This window comes from Weissella soli (assembly GCF_001761545.1).
Lineage (GTDB): Bacteria > Bacillota > Bacilli > Lactobacillales > Lactobacillaceae > Weissella > Weissella soli.
Genome location: NZ_CP017326.1, coordinates 634,030 through 655,385 on the forward strand (window position 1 = coordinate 634,030; position 21,356 = coordinate 655,385).

Consider the following 21,356-nt stretch of genomic DNA (forward strand, 5'->3'; position numbering starts at 1 on the left):
TTGCTTTTGAAGCGTAAACTTAGTGTATTAATTCACAGCCGTAGCGGCGAGGTATGGAAAAATGGCAAAATATATCACCACACTTGTTTGGACATTCATTTTGGGTGAAGTTGTTGGTTACATTGGTAGTGCTTTGACAGGCGGTACGTATAATGCAATGGAAACGTCAATTATTTCAATGTTGATTGGAACCATCGGCGCAGTTTTGATTTATGTCATCTCAAAAGATGCAACAACGTCACCTGAAAATGGTGCCACAAACAAAAACTAACCTTTTGAATAGAAGTTGATCAGCAAAGAACTAGGGCCAATGCTCGCCCTGGTTCTTTTTATTTTCTGCATGGTATAATTAAGTTAAACCAAAGTTTGCAAAGGAGACGCGATGGTACCGCTAAATACAAAATCAGCTTTTACCTTGTTACAGAGCCCATTGATGCCCAATCAATTGGTTAAGCAAGCGGCTGAATATCACTATGAAGCTGTCGGTCTAGCTGATCAAGATGTCTTGTATGGGTTAGCTGATTTTTATACGGCCGCTGTGCAAACACAAATTAAACCAATTCTCGGGTTGACAGTACAAGTGGCAGGTCTTGAAACCAGTATTGCTGATAGTTTTGCGGTGACACTATTTGTTGAAAATCAGACCGGCTACCATCATTTAATTGAAATTTCGAGCCTAGTCAAAACGAACCGCCAAGTGCTTACTTGGCAGGACCTAGCGCCCTTTTTGTCTGGGTTATTCGTGGTCTTACCTGCCGAAAGCGAGTTGACGACGCTCAGTATGACCGCGGAAGCTGAACGGGTGCAAGGATTTATGCAAAAATTAGCCACCATGGTTGAACTGCAACAAGTCTTTCTTGGGGTTGAACTATTCACAAATCGCGGCCAAGTAGCCCAACTACAGCAACTGAGCACGCAATTTGGATTACGTCTTGTCGCCTTTGATCAGGTTGCCTACGGGCATGCTGAGGATGGCTTTGTCCAACATGTTTTGCAAAAAATTGCGAGTGGCGAGACCATCCCAAACCTTGGTCTGGCGCAAAGTACGCCGGCAGCCGCCTATTTGCGTCCTATCGATCAGTGGGTACAAGCATATGAGCAAATTGGCTTGCATGAGGCGGTCACTAATACTGATTGGATAGCTGCCCATAGCACCTTTGAAATGACTAAGACAGCAGTGACTTTACCCGCCTACCAAACCCCACAGCACCAAAGTGCGCATGATTATCTGGCTGCATTAGCCCAGCAAGGCCTCAAAGCTCGTCTGCAGGGATTGCAGGTTGATCAGGCTGTTTATGAGCAGCGTTTAGCTGAGGAATTGCAAATTATCGATCAACTCGGCTTTAACGATTATTTTTTGATTGTGTGGGATGTCATTGATTTTGCCCACCGTAACAAGATTCGAACGGGACCAGGACGTGGCTCAGCGGCGGGCTCATTGGTTGCGTATACACTTTGGATTACCGATGTTGACCCGATCGCCTATGACTTGCTATTTGAGCGCTTTTTGAATCCTGAACGCGCCCAAATGCCGGATATTGATATTGATATTCCAGACAATCGCCGTGAAGATATTTTGCAATACTTACATCAAAAATATGGCCATGAACGGGTCGCACAAATCATTACGTTTTCGACGTTAGCCATGAAAGCGGCCATTCGAGACGTTGCGCGCGTCTTTGGCTTAACGCCAGCGCAAATTGATACGCTCTCTAAATCAATTCCCAATGCCCGTGATATTACGACCTTAGCCAAAGCATATGAGGCTTCGCAAACGTTTCGCAACGCGCTAGTGGATGCCCCAGTCGATGGTCAGCTGTTGTTTAAGACCGCCCAACGTATCGAAGGACTACCCCGTAATCATTCATTGCATGCAGCTGGGGTGGTCTTGTCAGCCAATCCGTTGACTGAGACGATTCCGGTACAGCTAGGGGATGACGGTCGCTTAGTGACTCAGTTAACCAAAAATCCGGTCGAAGCACTCGGTTTGTTAAAAATTGATTTCTTGGCATTGTCGAACTTAAATATCTTAGATATCGCCATCAGAGAAATCGAGAAAGAGACCCATGCGCCCTTTAACATCGCAAAAGTGGATCTAAATGATCCGGCCACGATGCAACTCTTCCAAAGAGCCCAGACGAATGGTATTTTTCAATTTGAATCTTCAGGGATGAAGAACATGTTGCGGCAATTACAACCGGATCATTTTGAGGATTTGGTGGCAGCCAATGCCCTATTTCGACCAGGTCCAATGCAATTTATTAGTAATTTCATCGCACGAAAACATGGGCGCGAACCCATCGAAGTGCCAGATGAAAGCATTGCTGAGTTAGTTGCACCAACCTACGGTATTATTGTCTATCAAGAGCAAGTCATGCGGATGGCCCAACAATTTGCTGGCTTTACATTAGGTGAAGCTGATTTATTGCGGCGTGCGATGTCGAAAAAAGATTTGGCCAAGATTGAGGCAACTAAGGCCGACTTCGTGCGGGGGGCGATCGCACTCGGACATGACGAAGCTACGGCAATCAAAGTCTTTAGCTATGTGGAGCCTTTTGCTCAATATGGCTTTAATCGATCACACGCGGTGGCCTATTCAAAGTTAGCCGTGCAAATGGCTTATTTGAAAACGCATTATCCGCTCGCTTTTTTTAAGGCCGTCTTGAATGATGCAATTAGTGATAGTAAGAAAGTCCGTGAGTATATCGCGGAGGCCAAAGCCGCTGGTGTTGGTCTTTTAGGACCAAATATCAATGAGAGTTGGCAAGGGTATTCAATTCATCATAATCAACTACAAATGGGCTTAGCTTCCATCAAGGGGATGCGCCGGGATTTCCGAGAGGCTATTATTGCCACGCGGCAAAGTAATGGTGCCTTCAAAGATTTGCCGGACTTTATCAACCGGTTAGAGAATAAGTTTCGTAAGGTAGAACTGTTTGAACCGTTAGTATGGTCAGGTGCTTTTGATGTCTTTACGACTAATCGGCAGGCGTTATACAATTCATTGCAGGGGTTTATCGATGCTGCTGGTCTAGCTGGTGAATCAATGGCCCTGTTTAACACCCTGGCCCCTAAAATTCGTGATATTGAGGACTATGCCCCCAGTGAACGGTTGAATCTTGAGCGTGAAACCCTTGGTGTGTATCTAAGTGGGCACCCCATTGAACAATATGTTCAGGCGATTGATGGGCAATATCATCAAGATATTAGCACTTTAGTGGTGGGACAAAAGGGCGCTAAGATTTTGTTATATGTGGAAAATGTCAAGGTCATACGTACCAAAAAGGGTGAACAGATGGCCTTTGTGGACGGAATGGATATGACAGGCAATCTTTCGATCACCGTGTTTGCGCGTCAATTTCAAAAGTATAGTCACTTATTGCAACCTGAAAACATTTTGGCCATTTATGGGAATGTCGAGCAACAACGTGGCCGTGATGACTTGACACTGATTGCCGAACAAATTGTTGAGGCACAAACCTTAGTGCAGCCTGGTACGGCGGTGGCCACGGATTTACCGCCGGCAACCGGCCAATGGTTTTTACGTATTCCAGCCGCCGCGCAAAATCCTCAGGTAGCTGCGCAATTTAATCGTCTGTTTCAACAGTTACATGGTAGTAATCCGGTGCTATTAGTGTACGAAGCCGATGATCGCAAAGTCGCTTTGACCCACGAAAATTATTTGGCAGCTGGACCAGAGGTTGAAGCCGATTTCAAAGCTATTTTAGGGCAAAATAATGTTGTATTTCGGAAAAACTAGTCAGGTATGAGTGATTGGTGAGTTGATTAAATAGCAACAATGGCCTTATTTCTGACACTTATTTAAGAAAAGTGGTAACATGACTCTTTGCTATTATTATTTGGAAAAGAGTAGGGATGATGACAATTGTTTTGATGTTCGTGGCTTTGCTGGCCGGCTTTATGTTGGCCAACCAAAACCCAATTAACGCCGATTTGAAGAAAATTGTCGGTTCACCATTTGGGGCCGCTGCGATTTCATTTGGTGTCGGTACAGTTTTTTTAGGAATCTTGGCGCTCGTAGTTAACCATGCCTTGTTACCAAGTCTCAGTTTTGTTGGTTCCCAACCTGGTTGGATCTGGCTTGGTGGGGTCCTGGGTGGCATTTATCTGACCTCAAATGTGCTATTGTTTGCGCGTTTAGGGGCGATCCAAACGGTGATTCTACCGATTTTAGGACAGATTTTAATGGGGATCATCATTGATACCTTTGGTTGGTTTGGTGGCAATGTTTTGCCGCTAACGTTCTTTCGGGTACTCGGTGTGTTAGTGCTCATTGCTGGCGTGATTGTGGCGGTGGTATTACCTGGTTTCTTGAATCGGGATGTCCGCCAACTAGATGCCGATACACAAGCCAGTGTCTTGCAGCCAACCCTGCTGGGGTGGCGCCTGTGGGCAGTCATCGCTGGGGCATTATCAGCGATGCAACAAGCCATCAACGGCCATTTAGGTGCGTTGTTACAGGCACCTGTGCAAGGTTCGTTTATTTCATTTTTGATTGGGTTCATCCTAATTTTATTGGTATCACTGATGGTTGATAAGCGGTTACCTAGTTGGACCGACTTGCAGCACGCTCAGATTTGGAATTGGTTTGGTGGTATTCTCGGTGGCTTGTTTGTCCTCGCAACCATTATTGTTTTGCCAACGATTGGGGCCGGGATGACCATTACCATGGGCTTACTTGGTCAAATTATTGGTTCTATGTTAGTACAGCAATTTGGCTGGTGGCGTTCAATGAAGGCCCCAGTGAGCCTGGTGCAAATTCTGGGTGTTGTGGTGATGATTGTGGGCGTCGGCTTGATTAAGTTTTTGTAAATATGTTTGGTAAAAACGGCTGTCTCGTGAGGGGATGGCCGTTTTTATCGTGATAATCCATTAAATTAAACTCTCAGTAAAATGTCATAAAATGCCGTAAAGTTGCTATAATGTATACAATAGTGAGGAATTTATATGATGAAATTTAACCAATTTGGAGTAATCGATCGGACTGATGACGAACGGATTGCTGAATTAATGGCAATTAAAATGTTAGCTGAGAACGAACGTCAGCTGGCACCAAAGACTTTATTTGAACGGTTTGTGCGACGTGCCTTGCCAGAGTACCCAACTATTGGCACCCAAAACGATTGGCTACGGGCGCATCTTGCTGACAAGGCTAGTGAGAATGCACTAGCCTTTTTCAGTAACGATACGCCCGTCACGCGCCAGATTGTCTATAACGTGGTCGTTGAGTTATTTGACTTGCAGGAAGCTTTTATTCGTGCTGATTATGATGGTTATCAAGTATTACGTGCGGTCAATTTGCCAGCTAAACAACCTGAAGCCGTGCTGACGACGCATGACTTAATGGTCTTATGGTATGACATATTAACTTGGCACACGCCCGTTGGCTTGCAATTCATTGACGTATTAGCAAGTCGTGGTTATTTTCCACAAGACAACCACTATCGTCAATTTAATGGCAAAACTTTGCCAACTTTTGCGACCAACGACTTGATTCGTGAGACGGTCTATGTGGAGAGTGCAGTTGATACTGATGACGATGGGCTTGGTGACTTAGTGCGTGTGGATGTCATTCGCCCACATACTAGTGAACGAGTGCCAGTCTTATTTACTGCCTCACCTTACTATCAAGGGTTAAACATTGCCGCCAATGACGCGTTATTGCATGATGTCAATGTACCACTGACGCGTAAAGCACCAAATCAAGTGACCTACGATGAGATTGCTTATGAACGGGTCCCATTCGAAGCAGGTAAACGCAGCGTACAGGGAAAGGTCGACAAGGCGGTACAAACGTTTACCAAAGAGCAATCACTGCCTGTGGATATCAGCAATTATTTTTTGTCACGTGGTTTTGCGGTCGCCTATTCTGCTGGTATCGGTACTAAAGATGCGGACGGTTTTCAAGATACTGGGTCACCTGAACAAGTGGAAAGTATGAAAAATGTGGTGGAATGGTTAGCCGGTAACCGGGTCGCGTTTACAGATCAAACGAGCCGGATGGCGGTGACAGCGAACTGGTCCAACCAACGCATTGCGATGACTGGCAAATCATATCTGGGTACCTTAGCCACGGCGGTAGCTACGACCGGCGTGGCTGGCCTGGAGACAGTCATTGCGGAAGCAGCGATTTCAGATTGGTATCAGTATTACCGTGATAACGGGTTAGTCATCGCCCCGGGTGGTTTTCCAGGTGAAGATATGGATGTCTTAGCAGAGTTGGTTTACACACCCATGCAACAACCAGCTATTTGGCGTCAGAAACAAGCGTCATGGCGCGCCTTCCAAGCGAATACAGCCAAGAATATGGATCGTACAACGGGTAACTATTCCAACTACTGGGATGCGCGTAATTATTTGAAGTGGGTGCAGGATATCAAAATTGATATGGTGGCTGTCCATGGGTTGAATGATTGGAATGTTAAGCCACGGCAGGTTTATCGTTTGTGGCAGGCCCTGCAGGCCCAAGGTGGCCACCACAAACTATTCCTTCATCAAGGGCAACATATTTACATTAATAATAATCGTTCCCTCGATTTTGCTGACCAGATGAATCTATGGCTGACACATAAGTTGCTCCAAGTTGACAATGATGCCATTGCGACGGTGCCAACGATTACTTGGCAGGATAATCGGCTACCTGAGACATGGCATGTATTGCAAGCGTGGGGTGGTGGCCAAGCAGAGACCATGGCATTGAGTCCACAGCCCATGCTAGTAAGTTATGTGGATGGGTTATCAGACGAACTTTATCAAAAATATACCACTGACTTTTCCCGGTGGCGTTCAGATATGTTGTTACCAACAGCCCAAGCTTTAGAGCATACCCGGGCACGGTGGCTCATGGCACCTTTGACAGAGACGCGCCGTTTAAATGGCGAGGTGATTTTACATTTACAGATGACCTCTTCTGAAAATGTCGGCTTGGTAAGTGCGATGCTAGTAGATTATGGTGATGCTAAACATCTCAAGCAGACACCTAGTGCCACTGGTGAAAAAATTGACCGTGGGGTCAATTTTGCCCCAGTACCGCTAATGGAATTCACACTCGATAACGTGAGTTCCCATAAAATGATTACGATTGGGCATCTCAACTTGCAAAATCGCACGTCAGCATGGCAAAATGATGACTTACTGCCAAATGAATGGGTCGAGGTATCGTTTGGCTTGCAACCGACTCTGTATGAGGTCGCTGCTGGGCATCAACTCGGCTTACTTCTATATGGTACTGATTTTGAAATGACAATACGTGGTAATCAAAAGATTGCGTACCAAATTGATTTGGCGCAAAGTTCAATTGAATTGCCTTGGGAAGAGTAGGAAAGAAAATGGATGCAAAGCGTCAAAACTTTAGTTGGCCATTATTGGGATCAAATTTCTCATTTGTTTTTGGGGATGGCCTGTATCGGTTTGCGCTAAATTGGTTTTTAGTTGCGAGTTACGGCGATGCCAAAGTGGTTGGTTGGTTAACTTCATTTGGCTTCGTCGTTTATCTCTTAAATGATTTATACGTTGGGGCGTTATTGGATCGATTTAATCGTAAAATTTTGCTCCTGGGTGCCGACGCCTTTGGTGCCTTAGGTTTAGTGAGTTTAGCCTGGTTCGTTAACCCAGACAAACCGCAAATTTGGTTGTTAGCTATTTTAACGTTTATTTTGAATGTTGATATCTCATTTGCTTACCCAGCGGGTCGGGCGATTATTCCTGATGTCATTAAAGCCAACCGCCTGGCACAGTTTAATGCATGGGCCAGTGTTGCTTTTTCAACTGGTGCCACGGTCGCACCGCTAGTTGGGGGGCTCTTGCTGCAGTTAAAATGGGTTGATTTACGTACTTTTCTGATTGGCTACGGGATAATGCTGATGCTCACCGTACTAATGAATATGTTTATCAAATATCAGCCTGAACCGAATAATCAAGTGCACGAGAATATTTTTACGAGCATGGTTGAGGGATACAAGTATGTTGTGAAGCGGCCCCGGTTATTTGAATCCATGTTGATTACCATGTGGGGGAATGTTTTCTTTGAAAGCTTTTTAGTCGCGATCCCATTTTTGGTGCAAAAAGTTTACGGTGGTTCAGCGGCACAATATGCGCTGATGTTAACTTGGTCCGCGATGGCTGGTATTTTAGCCGGTATCTTTCTCACGCGATTTCCACAGTTCAATAATGTCCGGACATTATATTGGGATTTTATTGTCGCTGGTGTCTTGTTCATCGCGGCCACCTTTGTGCCAGTGCTGTGGGTTTTATTCGTGGTTGAGATTGCGTTTGGTTATGCACGCGAAACCTTTGGTGTGAAGATCATGACCATTCGACAGACGGCGAGTGAGCCGGAGTTCATCGGCCGCGTTTTTGGTATTTCATTTATGGTGACTGATCTATTTGTGCCATTCACAACGGTTATTATGGGTTATGTGGTGGGACCATTAGGTAGATGGATTCTCTTTATCTTAGGGGCAGCCTTGATCATCGGGCTCATCATCATTCATCAGATCACCAAACTACGCTTAGCAAAATTTGGTGAAATGTAGCGATCGCATTCAGTTCATTGAACTGAATGCTTTTTTGCTCGGAACAGTTAGTGGGACCGGGCAGGCTTTGCTAGAAAATCTTGCCATGCGTCAGAATGAATATGATAGAATTACTTTGTAGTAGTGTAGACTTAAATTATTATGAATAATGGTGTAATGCCAACGGGAGATGAATTCATGACGAAAATCTTAGTGGTCGATGACGAACCATCATTGGTGACTTTGTTAAGCTACAATCTAGAAAAAAATGGCTTTGAGGTCATCACTGCCACTGATGGCAATCAAGCCATTGAACGCGTGGTGGTTGATAAACCCGATCTAGTATTGCTTGATGTGATGTTACCTGGTAAGTCAGGGACGGATGTGTTACGTGAGTTACGTCAAGAAAAAAATAATGTCCCAATCATTTTAGTGACTGCGGTTGATGATGAAGTTGATAAGATTCTTGGGTTAGAAATTGGTGCTGATGACTATGTCACAAAGCCTTTCTCACCACGGGAAGTGATTGCACGGTTGCGTGCGGTCATGCGGCGTTATGAGATTGGTGGCGATGCAAATCGTGCGAGCGGTCAAGCCACCTCAGATCGGATTCTTACAACAGGTCGGATCACCATTGATTTAGATAAGTTAGTGGTGCAAAAGGCCGGTGAATTGGTGAAGTTGACCCCCAAGGAATTTGAGTTATTGGCCTACATGGCTGACCGAGCTGGCCGTGTATTGGACCGTGAAACCATTTTACATGGCGTATGGGGCTTTGAATATTCTGGACCGGACACGCGGATGGTGGATATGCACCTGTCACATTTACGTGATAAGTTGGAAGATAATCCCAAGGATCCCCAGATTTTGAAGACAGTCCGTGGTTTTGGCTATCGTTTTGAAAAAATCCCCACGCCAAACGAGGTGTAATTTATGAAGAAATTCAGACCGTATATCGTTTTCGCGGTTTTATGTATTATCACCATTTTAAGTGGTCTATTGATTATCGGCTGGGAACCGGGGGCAAAACTAATGATTAGTTCCACCGAGCTAGTCCTGTTTGTATTCACTTTGGTCATTGGGCTGACAATTGTCTTGTATGTCCGTCAGGCACGACGCAACCAACAGATGCAATTGTTTATTCAAAAATTGCAAACTTTGCAAGATGATGGTTCAACCCAAGCCCATATCTTTTTGCATCCTGCTGATGATTTGTTTCCGTTAGCGACGGCTGTCAATAATGTACAATCTTTGCAGCGCCATCAAATCAAAAATTTGGAACGGCAAGAGACCGCATTGAATGCGTTATTAACGAATATGCCCGTGGCTGCCATTCAAATCACGCCCGAACGTGAAATTCTACGATTCAACACCCGGGCAGCGAACTTGTTGAATCTGTCAATGAAATCGGTTGGACGGACCTATGATGACTTAATTTTGTCACATAGTTTGTTGGATTTTTTTGAAAGAGCCATCCGACAAAAGACCCATTTACATGAAACGATTGCGGTTGAGCAAGGCAATCAGACGCGTTGGTATGATACCACTGCAGAGTACTATCATACGCAAGCCAATGAATATGCGTTATGGATATTGTTTTATGATTTAACCGAATTAATTGATTTGCAGGAACGGCAGACCCAATTTGTGGCCAATGCTTCTCATGAATTGCGCACACCACTGACGTCAATCGCTGGGTTTACGGAAACTTTATTAAGCGGCGCGCAAGAGGATCCTGCAGCACGGCAACAGTTCTTGGAAATCATTCAAAAAGAGACAAAGCGGCTATTGGCCTTGGTTCAAGACATCTTATCATTGGCCAAAATTGGTAATAAGACCAATGCCACTGAGACATTGGGTGTACGTGAGATCGTGGAAGATGTCTTGCTAAGCCAACAAGATATGATTCGGTCACAAGGCTATGACGTCAGTGTCGATATTCCAGAAACGGAAGCCTTATCCTTACCAGCGGGCTCACTGCGTCAGATTATCTCTAACTTGATTATTAATAGCTTGAAGTATAATCGGCCCCAGGGAAAGTTACACGTTCAAAGTATGCTAACGGATGATCAAGTGGTGTTAACCTTTGCTGATACAGGGTTAGGGATTTCGAGTGAGGACCAAGCACATATTTTTGAGCGATTTTATCGGGCTGACAAGTCACGTAACCAGCAAATCTCGGGTACGGGCTTAGGTCTATCGATTGTTTATGAACTGGTCACGGCGGTCGAGGGTCAAGTTGAGCTGGATAGCCAATTGAGCGTGGGGACCACCATTACGGTGCGCTTCCCAATTCAAGTGTTGGCTAGCACAAAATATTCATTTGCTAATTAAATACGCTAGGTGCTAAAGATAGGCCTAGCGTATTTTTGCTAGTCACAACGAATTCTGGTAGAATGTAATATTGGAAATCTTTAGTCAAAAGACTTATTTTATTAAAATAAAAATTTAATATTGAAAGTGAAGAATTGTTATGGAAATGCGTCATCCCGTTATTATTGGAGTTACCGGTGGATCTGGTTCAGGAAAGACGACCGTTAGTCGCGAGATTTTCGATCATTTAAAAGGTGAATCGGTGGTCATGATTCAACAGGATTCGTATTACAAGGCGCAAGATAATATCTCAGTTGCCCAACGTCGGCAGAAGAATTATGACCATCCAGATGCCTTTGACATGGCATTATTAGCTAATGATTTGCGTAAGCTAGTGCAGCGTGAAGCCATTGAAGAACCCATCTATGATTACAAAGTTTCGACACGAGCCAAGGAAACTCGGCATGTGGAGCCTGCTGATGTCATCATTGTTGAGGGGGTCTTGTTGTTTGTTGATCAAGAAGTCCGTGACTTGTTGGATATTAAGGTGTACGTTGATACCGATGATGATTTGCGGTTTATTCGCCGCTTACAACGTGACATGTCAGAACGGGCTCGCACTTCTGAATCAGTCATTACGCAATATCTTGAAACCGTTAAACCGATGCATCATCAATTCGTCGAGCCCACAAAGCGCTATGCCGATGTGATTTTGCCAGAAGGTGGCGAAAATAAAATCGGTATCAATATGTTAGAAGCGCGTATTCGTGAAATATTAGCTGATGCCCAACACTAAAGGAACCAGCCTGTCTAGATATTAAAAGAAGGTAAACAAGGATGGAAGCACGCATTTGGAATCGGATTGTAAAGTATACCGAACTTCAGGGAACCTCAGGTCAAGAGTTCATGGTACGTCAGGCCTTTCGTGAAGATCTCACGCCATTGGTTGATGAAACCGTTCAAAATGGCCTGGGTGGTTTATATGGTATTCGCCATCATGTAGCTGCTGATGCACCACGCATTATGTTTGGTGCCCATATGGATGAAGTTGGTTTCATCGTGACGCAGATTACTGAGCGTGGCATGTTGAAAGTGAACGCTGTGGGTGGCTGGAATCCTTATACAGTTTCAGCGCAACGTTTTACTTTATATACACGCGAGCATCGTTATCCAGTGGTTTCCTCAGCGGTAGCACCGCATTTGTTACGTGCTGGTGGCCGCGATGGGGCACCGCAAATTACGGATATCTTATTTGACGGTGGGTTTGAGTCAAAGGCGGAGGCCGAATCTTTTGGTATTCGCCCTGGTGATTTTATTGTGCCAGATGTTAAGACACAGCTTTTGGCCAATGGTAAGCGGGTTAACTCAAAAAGTTGGGACAATCGCTTTGGCTTGGTGACCATCTTAAATGTCTTAGAAAACCTGCAGAACGTGGCGGTGCCCAATACACTGATCATGGGGGCAAACGTTCAAGAAGAAGTTGGCCTCCGTGGGGTCGCACCCGCGATTCATCAATTGCAACCGGATCTATTCTTTGCGTTAGATAGTTCAGCGGCTGACGATTTACAGTCAGCAACTGGGCAGGGTCAGCTTGATCAAGGTGCCATCTTACGGGTCTTTGATCCGGGTGTGATTATGCCAAAGCGTTTGAAGGAATTTGTTTTGGATATCGCATCAGATGAAAAAATTCCCCTGCAGTACTTTGTGGCCGCTGGAGGCACTGACGCTGCCGGTGCCCAGTCAGAGAACTTCGGGGTACCAGCTGTCGCCCTAGGCGTGGTCTCACGCTATATTCATACGCATCAGACGGTTTGGTCGATTGCCGATTTTGAGGCAGCCCAAAAATTAGTTGAGACATTAGCGTTGAAATTAGATAAGAGTACAGTAAACGATATCATTTACGGAGATTAGAATACTATGTTGATTGCAAGTTATAACAAAGCCGCAATGGGCGATGTGTTGGTTCTGTTGACCGCACAATCAGCCAAAGATGATTTGCGTGAGGTTAAGGGTAATGTGACCCGCGTGACCCATGCCAATGGTGAGTTGGTGGGGTTTAACATTTTGAATGTGTCCGCCCAGGTTGCATTGGATGCGACAGTTGCCGGTCAAGTTGCCTTGTCAGTTGAGCAAGTTGCAGCAGTGAATGCAGTGATCGGGGCTGCAGGGTTTGATGATATTTTGGCTGCCGATGATGCACCCAAGCTCGTCGTTGGGTATGTCGAAACGGCCGAGCCACACCCTGATTCAGACCATCTACAAGTTACAACAACCAAAGTATCAGATACTGAGACTGTTCAAATTGTTTCCGGTTCACCAAACATGCGGGCCGGTATTAAGGTGGTTGTCGCCAAAGTCGGTGCTATGATGCCATCAGGTTTGATTATCTGGCCGAGCGCTTTGCGTGGCGTACCCTCAAACGGCATGATCGTTTCTGGTCGTGAATTACAACTACCAAATGCTCCGCAAGTACCTGGAGCATTAATCCTACCAGATGACTACGCTGAAATCGGAACCCCCTTTGATCGTTTCGCAGAAAGCGCCCAAAAGCTATTTATAGACTAGAGGTTGATCAATGAGTCAGCGTCCAATTGTTTACTATCAAAATTTGATGCCAAAATATGATGCATCGGTGACGGCATTGATGCTTGCTAAGACGGATTACATTCTGTTCACGGATGAACCAGTCACAGAACCGATTGTCGTTGAAACGTTGTGGCCGCATGTACCGGCTGAACAGGTGGGTGCAACCAACGTCACGAAAGCCCTGGGTACGAGTCTGACATCGATCTTGGATGAGGAAACGCAAGCAAGTGCACAAGCACCATTAAATTACTTTAAGTAGAAATATCGCAAGTCAAGGAGCTTAATTAAGGGCTCCTTGACTTGCTTTTTTAAATAAATCATTATGTATACAACTTTAATTGCAGTAAAAGTTAATTTAGAAAAAATTTAAGTTTGAAATCTAAGAAAAAAGAGTCCATGATGTACGTGTAGGTTGACAATAAGGAGGGGCACGTGTGGTTGTTATAATGATATCAGGACTAAATTAAAGTAATATAATAATCTTGCTTAGTCATTTGTTTATCTTAAAGGGAAATGTATCTATTATGAAAAAAATAATTAATGTTACTATTACGCTGGTAACTGCACTAACTTTGTTAGCACCAGTTTCGGTTTTCGCGGATGATCTTACAGGTTCAACTGCAACTGATGTAACTTTTACAGCAGGTAGTCTTAGTTTGACGGGTGTGACTACTTCAGCTACTTTTGATGCAACGACGGATGCCTTATCGGCTGGTACAATTTATACAGGTGGATTGGATGCGACTTCGACAACTAAACTTGGAGCAAAAGTAACTGATTTAACTGCAAGTACAAGCGGATGGACATTAACATTGGCAAAATCAGCTTGGACAGCTGGTACGGGTGGAACTACTGCAGGAGTAACAGTTCTTGATAATAACGCTAAAATCCTGGTTAATTCTAAGGAACTAACAACAGCTGGTACAACTATTCAAACAGGCGATGGCAACACGGTTGAAACTACAATGGCTGATTTGCCATTGGAAATTACGTTGCCGACTGGAACTGCTATTAAGGCTGGATCTTATACCAACACTTTGAACTGGAGTTTAGCTGCTGGCGTTTCTACAACACAAAACTAACAAATAAATTAACAAGAAAATCAATGTTTTTTATGCAAATATAATATTGATTCTCTTTTTAATTTTATTAGTTAAATAGGTATTATGTTTTCATGAAAAAATATTTCATAGTTATTCTTTTGTTTGGATTCAGTATATTATATCCAGAAAAAGTTATTCATGCTGACTCTGATATGAATTTTCAAGTGCAAGTTGTTCCTTCAAAGTTACAGCGTGGTCAGGGCGAGGCTTACTTCGATCTAGTAGTGCCACCAAGAAAAAGTACAAGCATACAACTGAATTTAAAAAACACATCAAGTTCAACAGTGAAAGTCGCCATATCAGTCGTACCAGCAACAACTGATATGTCTGGTAAAGTGGCATACGGAGGTAGAAACGGGGATGGTTCATTACCTGAGATGAATTTGGCAAAGTATGTTAAGGGACCGAAGACGATCGTTATTCCTGCGAAGAGTACGGTAACTTATAAGGCGACAATTGAGATGCCGGCGTCCAATTATGCAGGTATTATTACGGGTGGCATTGTTTTGCAGCAAGAAACTGCAGGCTCAAGTCCTTCGAATAATAGTCATAACTCTCTGCAAGTATTGAGTAAGTATCGGTATGTTATTGCATTGTTAGCACGTACTAGTGATACGAATTGGCAACCTGCTGAAAAAATTGGTACGGCAATTGTAGCCAGATCTAAAAAAACTGTTGGTATCAAGGTGCCCATTACAAATACTTCAAACACATTTTTAAATCAACTTTCGATCGACACGAGCGTACAGAAGGATGGTAAAAAATTTGTAACGCATAACGATCATATGCAGATGGCGCCAAATTCAAATTTTAATTATGCTGTTCACTTAGGTTCCCGTGTAACTACTGGAACCTATCAAGTAATGACCAAGACATATTTTGTTGAGGATGAGAGTGGCCAGTATGTTGATAGTAAAGGTACAAAGTATAGATATGCTGTTTCTAAAAAGCAAAATGTGAGCGTTACCTCAGATCAGGCTAACCAATTGAACAAAGCTTTGCAGAAAAACAAACATGTATTCCCAAGCATATTCTATATCGTTGGTATCATATTGTTATTATTGATGATTTTAGTCATGGTAGGTGGCATATTCTTTTGGCGTGGACGAAAGAAACAAGCTGCTCAAATTGCTGAGTTGAAAGCCAAAATATCTGACAAAAAATAATATATGAGTAAGATAGTCGAGTAATTAATTTTGATTGCTCGGCTTTTTAAGTTGTTCCAGCTTCTTCCGTGAATGGCTAGGATAAGAAGGCGGTGCATCTATATGCGTAGATACTATCTGACCCAGTAAGGAAGGTATTAATTCAGTAAATTACCGAATTTTACGGTTACAAATAATTTAAACTTTTATTCAAGTACAATGGTTTGAATGCTGACGCACAATAAAGAGCAACTTTCAAATTCCCAAAAGAAAGACTTTGTCTGAATAATTAAAACATTTTTTCGATTGCACAACGGGTAATCGACGTCATTGGTTCAGGGCCAGATGATGAAATTTTTGGCTGTCACTAAACTTTTACGGTTAATTAGTGTAAACTGATATGAGCGAAAACATAAGTTAGGAATTTTAAAATCATGAATAAGGATACAATCTATTACTTTATTGGCATTAAGGGTTCAGGAATGAGTTCGTTGGCCATGATTTTGCATGATCAGGGATGCCAAGTGGCCGGTTCGGATATTGATGAATATACCTTTACGCAAAAGCCATTGGCAGCTGCTAATATTCCAATGTATTCATTTAATGCCGCAAATATTAAGCCTGGTATGACCGTGATTCGTGGGAATTCTTTTACTGATGACCAAGTTGAAGTGGCCGCGGCCTTAGCTTTAGGTGAGGCTGTCACAGTCGTCTCATATCCGGATATGGTGCAAGCACTGATTCAGCAGTACACCTCAATTGGTGTGGCTGGTGCCCACGGGAAGACTTCAACCACTGGGTTATTGGCGCATGTGCTATCTGGCATTGCACCAACCTCATTTTTGATTGGTGATGGGACCGGTAAAGGGGTGCCTGATGCTCGGTTCTTCGTCTTTGAGGCGGATGAGTATCGACGGCACTTTGCGGAATACACCCCCGACTACGCCATCTTAACGAATATTGATTTTGATCATCCTGACTATTACACGGGTATTGATGACGTGTTTGATGCCTTTGAAGGCTTTAGTCAACACGTGAAGAAGGGAATCTTTGCGTGGGGTGATGATACCCAATTGCGTAAGCTTTCGGTTGATGTGCCCATTTATTACTACGGTACTAATCCGGAAACGGACGATTTCGTGGCATCAGACATTAAGCGTTCAACGACCGGATCAACTTTTGACGTGTCTTACAAAGGTGAGTTCTTAGGTAATTTCCAAGTACCCTTGTTTGGTAAGCACGGCGTGTTGAACTCATTGGCCGTGATCGCGGTAGCCTATTTTGAACAAATTGATTTAGATTTGTTGCGGCAGGAATTGACAACCTTTCGGGGTGTGAAGCGCCGTTTCACAGAAAAAACCGTGGGTGAAGTCACGATTATTGACGATTACGCCCACCATCCTTCTGAAATCACAGCCACGCTAGATGCGGCCCGTCAAAAATTCCCCGGTCGTGAACTAGTCGCCGTTTTCCAACCACACACGTTCTCACGGACAATTGCTTATCTCGATGAGTTTGCCACATCCTTGAATCTAGCGGACAAAGTTTACCTCACTGACATTTTTGCATCGGCACGTGAAGTTGCCGGTGAAATTTCTTCAACAGACTTAGGTGCTAAGATTACCAAGTTTGGCGGTATTGTCTCACCCACGAATGTTGCGCCATTGCTGGATCATGAGGATCCTGTAGTGGTCTTTATGGGTGCCGGTGATTTACAAAAAACCGAATTTGCCTATGAAAACATTTTGGCCAACTTAACTGAAAATCTACAATAAAATATCAAATCACCAGCGTTTGGACAGTGTATGTTCAGACGCTTTTTGGTACTATAATAGATACTAGTATGCAGTTGCTGCATGAACAGTTTGCAAGAAAGATGGGGGAAAGACATGCCAGAATTACCAGAAGTGGAGACGGTCCGCCGCGGTTTGATGCGTTTAGTTGCCAAACGCCGGATTATATCAACAGAAGTTCGGTGGGAGAAGACTGTCGGCATGGATCCAGCAGCATTTGATGCTGAACTAGCTAATCGGGTAATTGAGCAAATTGATCGGCGTGGTAAATATCTCCTGTTTCGTTTAAGTGGTGGTTTGACCATGGTGTCGCACTTACGGATGGAAGGTTCATATTACACAGTTCCGGCTGGTACTGAACCAGGAAAACACGATTTGATCACTTTTCACCTGGATGGCGATGTTGATTTGTTTTACCGTGACACGCGTAAGTTTGGCCGTATGAAAGTGGTCAGAGATGAGGCGGTTATGACCGTAGCCGGGCTGGCCACAATTGGTCCCGAACCGACGGCTGATGCGTTATCCTTGGATTACATGGTTAATGAATTTCAACGGAGTAAGATGCATATTAAGCCTTTTTTACTTAATCAAAGTCATATTGCCGGCTTGGGTAATATTTATGTCGATGAAACGCTATGGCAATCTAAAATTCACCCTTTACAGCCCGCTAATAGTTTAACGACGCCCAAGTTAACCGAGTTACGCACAAACATCATTCATGAGATGCAACGAGCTATTAAGCATCACGGGACGACGGTGCACAGTTTTACAACTGCTTTTGGTGAGGCTGGTGAGTTCCAAAATGAACTACAAGTTTACGGTCGCCAGGGCCAACCATGTATGCGCTGTGGGACGCCTCTAGAGAAAACAAAGGTTGCCCAACGCGGGACGACGTATTGTCCACATTGCCAAGTATTACAGTAAAAAGGTAAAGGAGAAAATTCATGATCAAATTAGGATTAACCGGTGGTATCGCGACAGGGAAGTCGACGGTTTCAGCCTATATTCGTGAATTAGGGATCCCGGTGATTGATGCGGATGTGACTGCTCGTGAAATTGTCGAGCCGGGGGAACCTGCTTATGATGATATTGTCAGCTATTTTGGCCCAGAGATTTTGCAAGCAGATGGTACTTTAAATCGCGCCGCTTTGGGTAAAATCGTCTTTAGTCATGCGGAAAAGTTAGCCAAATTAAACGAATTCACCCATCCCCGTGTCTTCCAACGGACGCAGGAAAAGACAGCCGCGCTAGTGGCGACAGGGGCAGACGTCATTGTCTATGATATTCCCTTGTTATTTGAAGCTAACCGGCCAGATTCATTTGATGCGATCATGGTCGTGACGATTCCCCGGACATTACAAATTCAACGATTGATGGCCCGCAATCACTTTGATGAACAAGAAGCCGTCAAACGGATTGAGGCCCAGATGCCAATGGCCGAAAAAGAAGCGCGGGCAGACTATGTCATTTATAATGACGGTGACTTACAGACCACATATCGCCAAGTGGACCAGATTATCGCAGATGTGAAAAAGAAATTGGAGTAAGTGATGGCCTTTCATACAAATCAACATTATCGGGTCATCATTCCAACGGAGCCCTTGACCCAAACTCATACCCAAGCGCTGGCACAATTGTACCTACCGATTATCGGTCCGGAAGCGTTTGCCGTCTATTTTTCGATGGTGACTGGTAAAGTCAGTGATGAACCCACTTTAAATCATACGGATTTGCTAGATCAGTTGGCAATTTCATCACCCCATTTTCTACAAGCGCGTGAAATGCTTGAGGGATTGGGCCTACTAAAATCATTTGAACAAAAGCTGACGACAACGACGCAGTGGGTGTATCAATTTTTCTTACCGCTCACGCCAAGTGCTTTTTTTCATGAAAAACTATTATTAGGCCTTTTGAATCACTATATCGGCACTGAACAGACCACCGATCTAGTGGGGCGTTTATTACCGCATACCGCAGAAATTCCAGGTCAGGATGTTTCAAAACATTTCTTTGATGTTATCCGTCACCAACAGATGGCCGATTTGGACATTGTTGTTCCAGAAAACAGGATTACTTCGCCACTAGTGGACGCCTTGGGTGCTTCAAATACATCGATTGATTTTGAATTGATTCAAGCGATGTTGAAAAGTTTCCAGGTTCAACTCGTGGAATTAAAGCGACATGAAAGTAATTTGTTATTAATCAAGGACTTGTACGGGGTTTCTGATACGGACCTCGCACGCGTGATTGGGCAAAACTTGAATAACGACAAAAGTGTTAATATCAAGGGTGTTGAACAGAGTTTTGCCCGCAATTATCGTGCTAGTTTCAACACACCCCGTCATGCCGGTCAACCGGCCGAGACGATTAGCGGTGACACTGATGACAATCCACTGATTGCAGCTGCTAAGAAATTAAGCCCACTTGAATTTTTAGGCGATATTCGCAAGCAGAGTGGTGGCATGGTTACCAGTGGAGAAGAGTTTGAAATCAAGAAATTGGTGCAATTAGGTAAATTACCCAATGTTGTACTGAACATCATGCTATACAATTTAACGATTGTCGAGCAACGCACCACCCTCTCGCAGGCATTTATGGAAACGGTCTATAATGATTGGGCTCAGGTAGGCATACAAACCCCAGAAGCCGCGATTAAATATCTGCAGGAACGGCAGGTGAAGAAGCAACAAACGACCCAAAAACGTGGGGGAACGCACTATCAAACGACACCCCGGGTGATTGAGAAACGTCCAGACTGGCAAAAGCAGCAGGCCCGCACATTATCAAGCGATGAAAAACAGGCAGCTGATCAGATGTTGGCGGAACTCCAAGCACGGCGCAATCAACGCAATCAAAATGAAGGAGAGAATTAATGGCGGAAGAATTTGAAATAAAATTGCCCAGTCAACCTAACGAATTCACCTCAGTTAGTGATTCAATTAAAGACACAATGCAAAAAAAAGGGCTGACGGCCAAAGTTAATGCACTTCAACAACAAGTTTTGCAGGATGCGGAGGTCAATCAGTTTATCCAGGCCCATCAACCAGCACTGACCCAAGCGGTTTTTAATCGTGATTTTGCGACAATTTTTGAATATGTTAACCAACGGAATAAACAACGGGCCGGCGATGCGGTGGTCCATGACGGTTATGAACCTCATCTGGTTTTTAGTAATGACCGTATTCTGGTCACCTACACGGAGACCGAAGCACATCGCCAAGCCAATCGCCAAGCGGTTGCCAAAGAATATATTCACCTGGTCGGCATGTCAAAGCAGTTACGCAAGGCTAGTCTGACCCAATTTGCGGATGTTTCTGGTATGTCTGAAGCTTGGAGCAAAACATTGAAGTTTATCACGGCTTACCTGGCGGATCCAGAGCAAGTTGAATTCCATCGCGGCTTGTACCTCCATGGCGCATATGGAATTGGTAAAACTTATTTGATGGGTGCGATGGCAAATGAGCTAGCGGCCCAAAAAATTGAAGTTAGTCTCATTCACGTACCAACTTTAGCGACCGAACTTAAAGCTTTGATCAGTGGGGATGCGACTGATATTCAAAATCGGCTCCGTGAACTACGTGAGGTGCCGGTACTTGTGTTAGATGATATCGGCGCTGAAGCTGATGGGACGGGATGGATTCGCGATGATGTCTTGGGGGTGATTTTAGACGCCCGCATGCAAAATGAACTCCCTACATTTTTCACATCAAACTTTTCAATGGCAGATTTAGAAAGCCAGCATTTTGCGCAAACTAAGCAAGGCATTCAAGAGGTCAAAGCTGAGCGACTGATGCAACGTATCATGTTCCTCGCTGAAGAAGTCAATGTGACTGGTCCTAATCGACGTCTGAACGGTTAAAAATATGCATGGAATCAAAAAAA

At 44.1% G+C, this 21,356-nt stretch carries 18 protein-coding genes; all 18 read left to right on the forward strand.

All coding sequences use genetic code 11. From position 1 onward, the window contains the following. Positions 1-61 precede the first annotated feature (61 nt). The 18 genes from WSWS_RS03025 (at position 62) to dnaI (ending at position 21,333) form a co-directional block, all read left to right on the forward strand. Positions 62-271, forward strand: coding sequence for a YjzD family protein (locus WSWS_RS03025; RefSeq protein WP_070229888.1), 210 nt, complete (start codon positions 62-64; stop codon positions 269-271). Between the two features lie 111 nt (positions 272-382). Continuing rightward, complete coding sequence (locus tag WSWS_RS03030) at positions 383-3,760, forward strand: DNA polymerase III subunit alpha (protein WP_070229889.1); 3,378 nt, start codon at positions 383-385, stop codon at positions 3,758-3,760. A gap of 119 nt (positions 3,761-3,879) precedes the next feature. Further along, complete coding sequence (locus WSWS_RS03035; RefSeq protein WP_070229890.1) at positions 3,880-4,833, forward strand: DMT family transporter; 954 nt, start codon at positions 3,880-3,882, stop codon at positions 4,831-4,833. A gap of 135 nt (positions 4,834-4,968) precedes the next feature. Next, entirely contained in the window at positions 4,969-7,341 is a 2,373-nt protein-coding gene (locus WSWS_RS03040; RefSeq protein WP_070229891.1) for a Xaa-Pro dipeptidyl-peptidase, read from the forward strand. A gap of 8 nt (positions 7,342-7,349) precedes the next feature. Further along, the gene (locus WSWS_RS03045; RefSeq protein WP_070229892.1) at positions 7,350-8,555 is read left to right on the forward strand and encodes an MFS transporter; all 1,206 of its coding nucleotides are present in this window, start codon (positions 7,350-7,352) and stop codon (positions 8,553-8,555) included. Between the two features lie 177 nt (positions 8,556-8,732). Further along, complete coding sequence (locus tag WSWS_RS03050) at positions 8,733-9,464, forward strand: response regulator transcription factor (protein ID WP_070230808.1); 732 nt, start codon at positions 8,733-8,735, stop codon at positions 9,462-9,464. A gap of 3 nt (positions 9,465-9,467) precedes the next feature. Next, a complete protein-coding gene (locus WSWS_RS03055; RefSeq protein WP_070229893.1) occupies positions 9,468-10,868 on the forward strand; it encodes a sensor histidine kinase in 1,401 nt (466 codons plus the stop codon). A gap of 139 nt (positions 10,869-11,007) precedes the next feature. Further along, the gene (gene udk, locus WSWS_RS03060; RefSeq protein WP_070229894.1) at positions 11,008-11,643 is read left to right on the forward strand and encodes a uridine kinase; all 636 of its coding nucleotides are present in this window, start codon (positions 11,008-11,010) and stop codon (positions 11,641-11,643) included. Positions 11,644-11,684: 41 nt separating this feature from the next. Continuing rightward, a complete protein-coding gene (pepA, locus tag WSWS_RS03065) occupies positions 11,685-12,758 on the forward strand; it encodes a glutamyl aminopeptidase (RefSeq protein WP_070229895.1) in 1,074 nt (357 codons plus the stop codon). A 6-nt stretch (positions 12,759-12,764) separates the two neighbouring features. Continuing rightward, positions 12,765-13,412 (forward strand): YtpR family tRNA-binding protein, encoded by a 648-nt coding sequence (gene ytpR, locus WSWS_RS03070; protein ID WP_070229896.1) that lies wholly within the window; start codon positions 12,765-12,767, stop codon positions 13,410-13,412. A gap of 10 nt (positions 13,413-13,422) precedes the next feature. Continuing rightward, positions 13,423-13,692 carry a hypothetical protein gene (locus tag WSWS_RS03075; RefSeq protein WP_070229897.1) on the forward strand — a complete coding sequence of 90 codons (270 nt, stop codon included), beginning with the start codon at positions 13,423-13,425 and terminating at the stop codon, positions 13,690-13,692. 265 nt (positions 13,693-13,957) lie between these two features. Continuing rightward, on the forward strand, positions 13,958-14,515 hold the full coding sequence (locus tag WSWS_RS03080; protein WP_070229898.1) for a hypothetical protein: 558 nt from the start codon (positions 13,958-13,960) through the stop codon (positions 14,513-14,515). Positions 14,516-14,607: 92 nt separating this feature from the next. Beyond that, on the forward strand, positions 14,608-15,702 hold the full coding sequence (locus WSWS_RS03085) for a WxL protein peptidoglycan domain-containing protein (protein ID WP_070229899.1): 1,095 nt from the start codon (positions 14,608-14,610) through the stop codon (positions 15,700-15,702). A gap of 413 nt (positions 15,703-16,115) precedes the next feature. After that, a complete protein-coding gene (murC, locus tag WSWS_RS03090; RefSeq protein ID WP_070229900.1) occupies positions 16,116-17,456 on the forward strand; it encodes a UDP-N-acetylmuramate--L-alanine ligase in 1,341 nt (446 codons plus the stop codon). A gap of 114 nt (positions 17,457-17,570) precedes the next feature. Then, positions 17,571-18,398: a bifunctional DNA-formamidopyrimidine glycosylase/DNA-(apurinic or apyrimidinic site) lyase gene (gene mutM, locus WSWS_RS03095; protein ID WP_070229901.1), complete on the forward strand. Its 828-nt coding sequence runs from the start codon at positions 17,571-17,573 to the stop codon at positions 18,396-18,398. Between the two features lie 20 nt (positions 18,399-18,418). Next, positions 18,419-19,021, forward strand: coding sequence for a dephospho-CoA kinase (coaE, locus tag WSWS_RS03100; protein WP_070229902.1), 603 nt, complete (start codon positions 18,419-18,421; stop codon positions 19,019-19,021). Positions 19,022-19,024: 3 nt separating this feature from the next. After that, complete coding sequence (locus WSWS_RS03105) at positions 19,025-20,347, forward strand: DnaD domain protein (RefSeq protein ID WP_070229903.1); 1,323 nt, start codon at positions 19,025-19,027, stop codon at positions 20,345-20,347. Beyond that, positions 20,347-21,333: a primosomal protein DnaI gene (gene dnaI, locus WSWS_RS03110; protein WP_070229904.1), complete on the forward strand. Its 987-nt coding sequence runs from the start codon at positions 20,347-20,349 to the stop codon at positions 21,331-21,333. The genes WSWS_RS03105 and dnaI overlap by 1 nt, the downstream gene beginning before the upstream one ends. Positions 21,334-21,356: the final 23 nt, after the last annotated feature.

Bases quoted from the DNA above. Each gene is read 5' to 3' on its own strand.
- coaE (WP_070229902.1), top strand. From the start codon at position 18,419: ATGATCAAATTAGGATTAACCGGTGGTATCGCGACAGGGAAGTCGACG.
- ytpR (WP_070229896.1), top strand. From the start codon at position 12,765: ATGTTGATTGCAAGTTATAACAAAGCCGCAATGGGCGATGTGTTGGTT.
- murC (WP_070229900.1), top strand. From the start codon at position 16,116: ATGAATAAGGATACAATCTATTACTTTATTGGCATTAAGGGTTCAGGA.
- WSWS_RS03075 (WP_070229897.1), top strand. From the start codon at position 13,423: ATGAGTCAGCGTCCAATTGTTTACTATCAAAATTTGATGCCAAAATAT.
- WSWS_RS03105 (WP_070229903.1), top strand. From the start codon at position 19,025: ATGGCCTTTCATACAAATCAACATTATCGGGTCATCATTCCAACGGAG.
- udk (WP_070229894.1), top strand. From the start codon at position 11,008: ATGGAAATGCGTCATCCCGTTATTATTGGAGTTACCGGTGGATCTGGT.
- WSWS_RS03050 (WP_070230808.1), top strand. From the start codon at position 8,733: ATGACGAAAATCTTAGTGGTCGATGACGAACCATCATTGGTGACTTTG.
- WSWS_RS03035 (WP_070229890.1), top strand. From the start codon at position 3,880: ATGACAATTGTTTTGATGTTCGTGGCTTTGCTGGCCGGCTTTATGTTG.
- mutM (WP_070229901.1), top strand. From the start codon at position 17,571: ATGCCAGAATTACCAGAAGTGGAGACGGTCCGCCGCGGTTTGATGCGT.
- pepA (WP_070229895.1), top strand. From the start codon at position 11,685: ATGGAAGCACGCATTTGGAATCGGATTGTAAAGTATACCGAACTTCAG.
- WSWS_RS03030 (WP_070229889.1), top strand. From the start codon at position 383: ATGGTACCGCTAAATACAAAATCAGCTTTTACCTTGTTACAGAGCCCA.
- WSWS_RS03025 (WP_070229888.1), top strand. From the start codon at position 62: ATGGCAAAATATATCACCACACTTGTTTGGACATTCATTTTGGGTGAA.
- WSWS_RS03045 (WP_070229892.1), top strand. From the start codon at position 7,350: ATGGATGCAAAGCGTCAAAACTTTAGTTGGCCATTATTGGGATCAAAT.
- WSWS_RS03055 (WP_070229893.1), top strand. From the start codon at position 9,468: ATGAAGAAATTCAGACCGTATATCGTTTTCGCGGTTTTATGTATTATC.
- WSWS_RS03040 (WP_070229891.1), top strand. From the start codon at position 4,969: ATGATGAAATTTAACCAATTTGGAGTAATCGATCGGACTGATGACGAA.
- dnaI (WP_070229904.1), top strand. From the start codon at position 20,347: ATGGCGGAAGAATTTGAAATAAAATTGCCCAGTCAACCTAACGAATTC.
- WSWS_RS03080 (WP_070229898.1), top strand. From the start codon at position 13,958: ATGAAAAAAATAATTAATGTTACTATTACGCTGGTAACTGCACTAACT.
- WSWS_RS03085 (WP_070229899.1), top strand. From the start codon at position 14,608: ATGAAAAAATATTTCATAGTTATTCTTTTGTTTGGATTCAGTATATTA.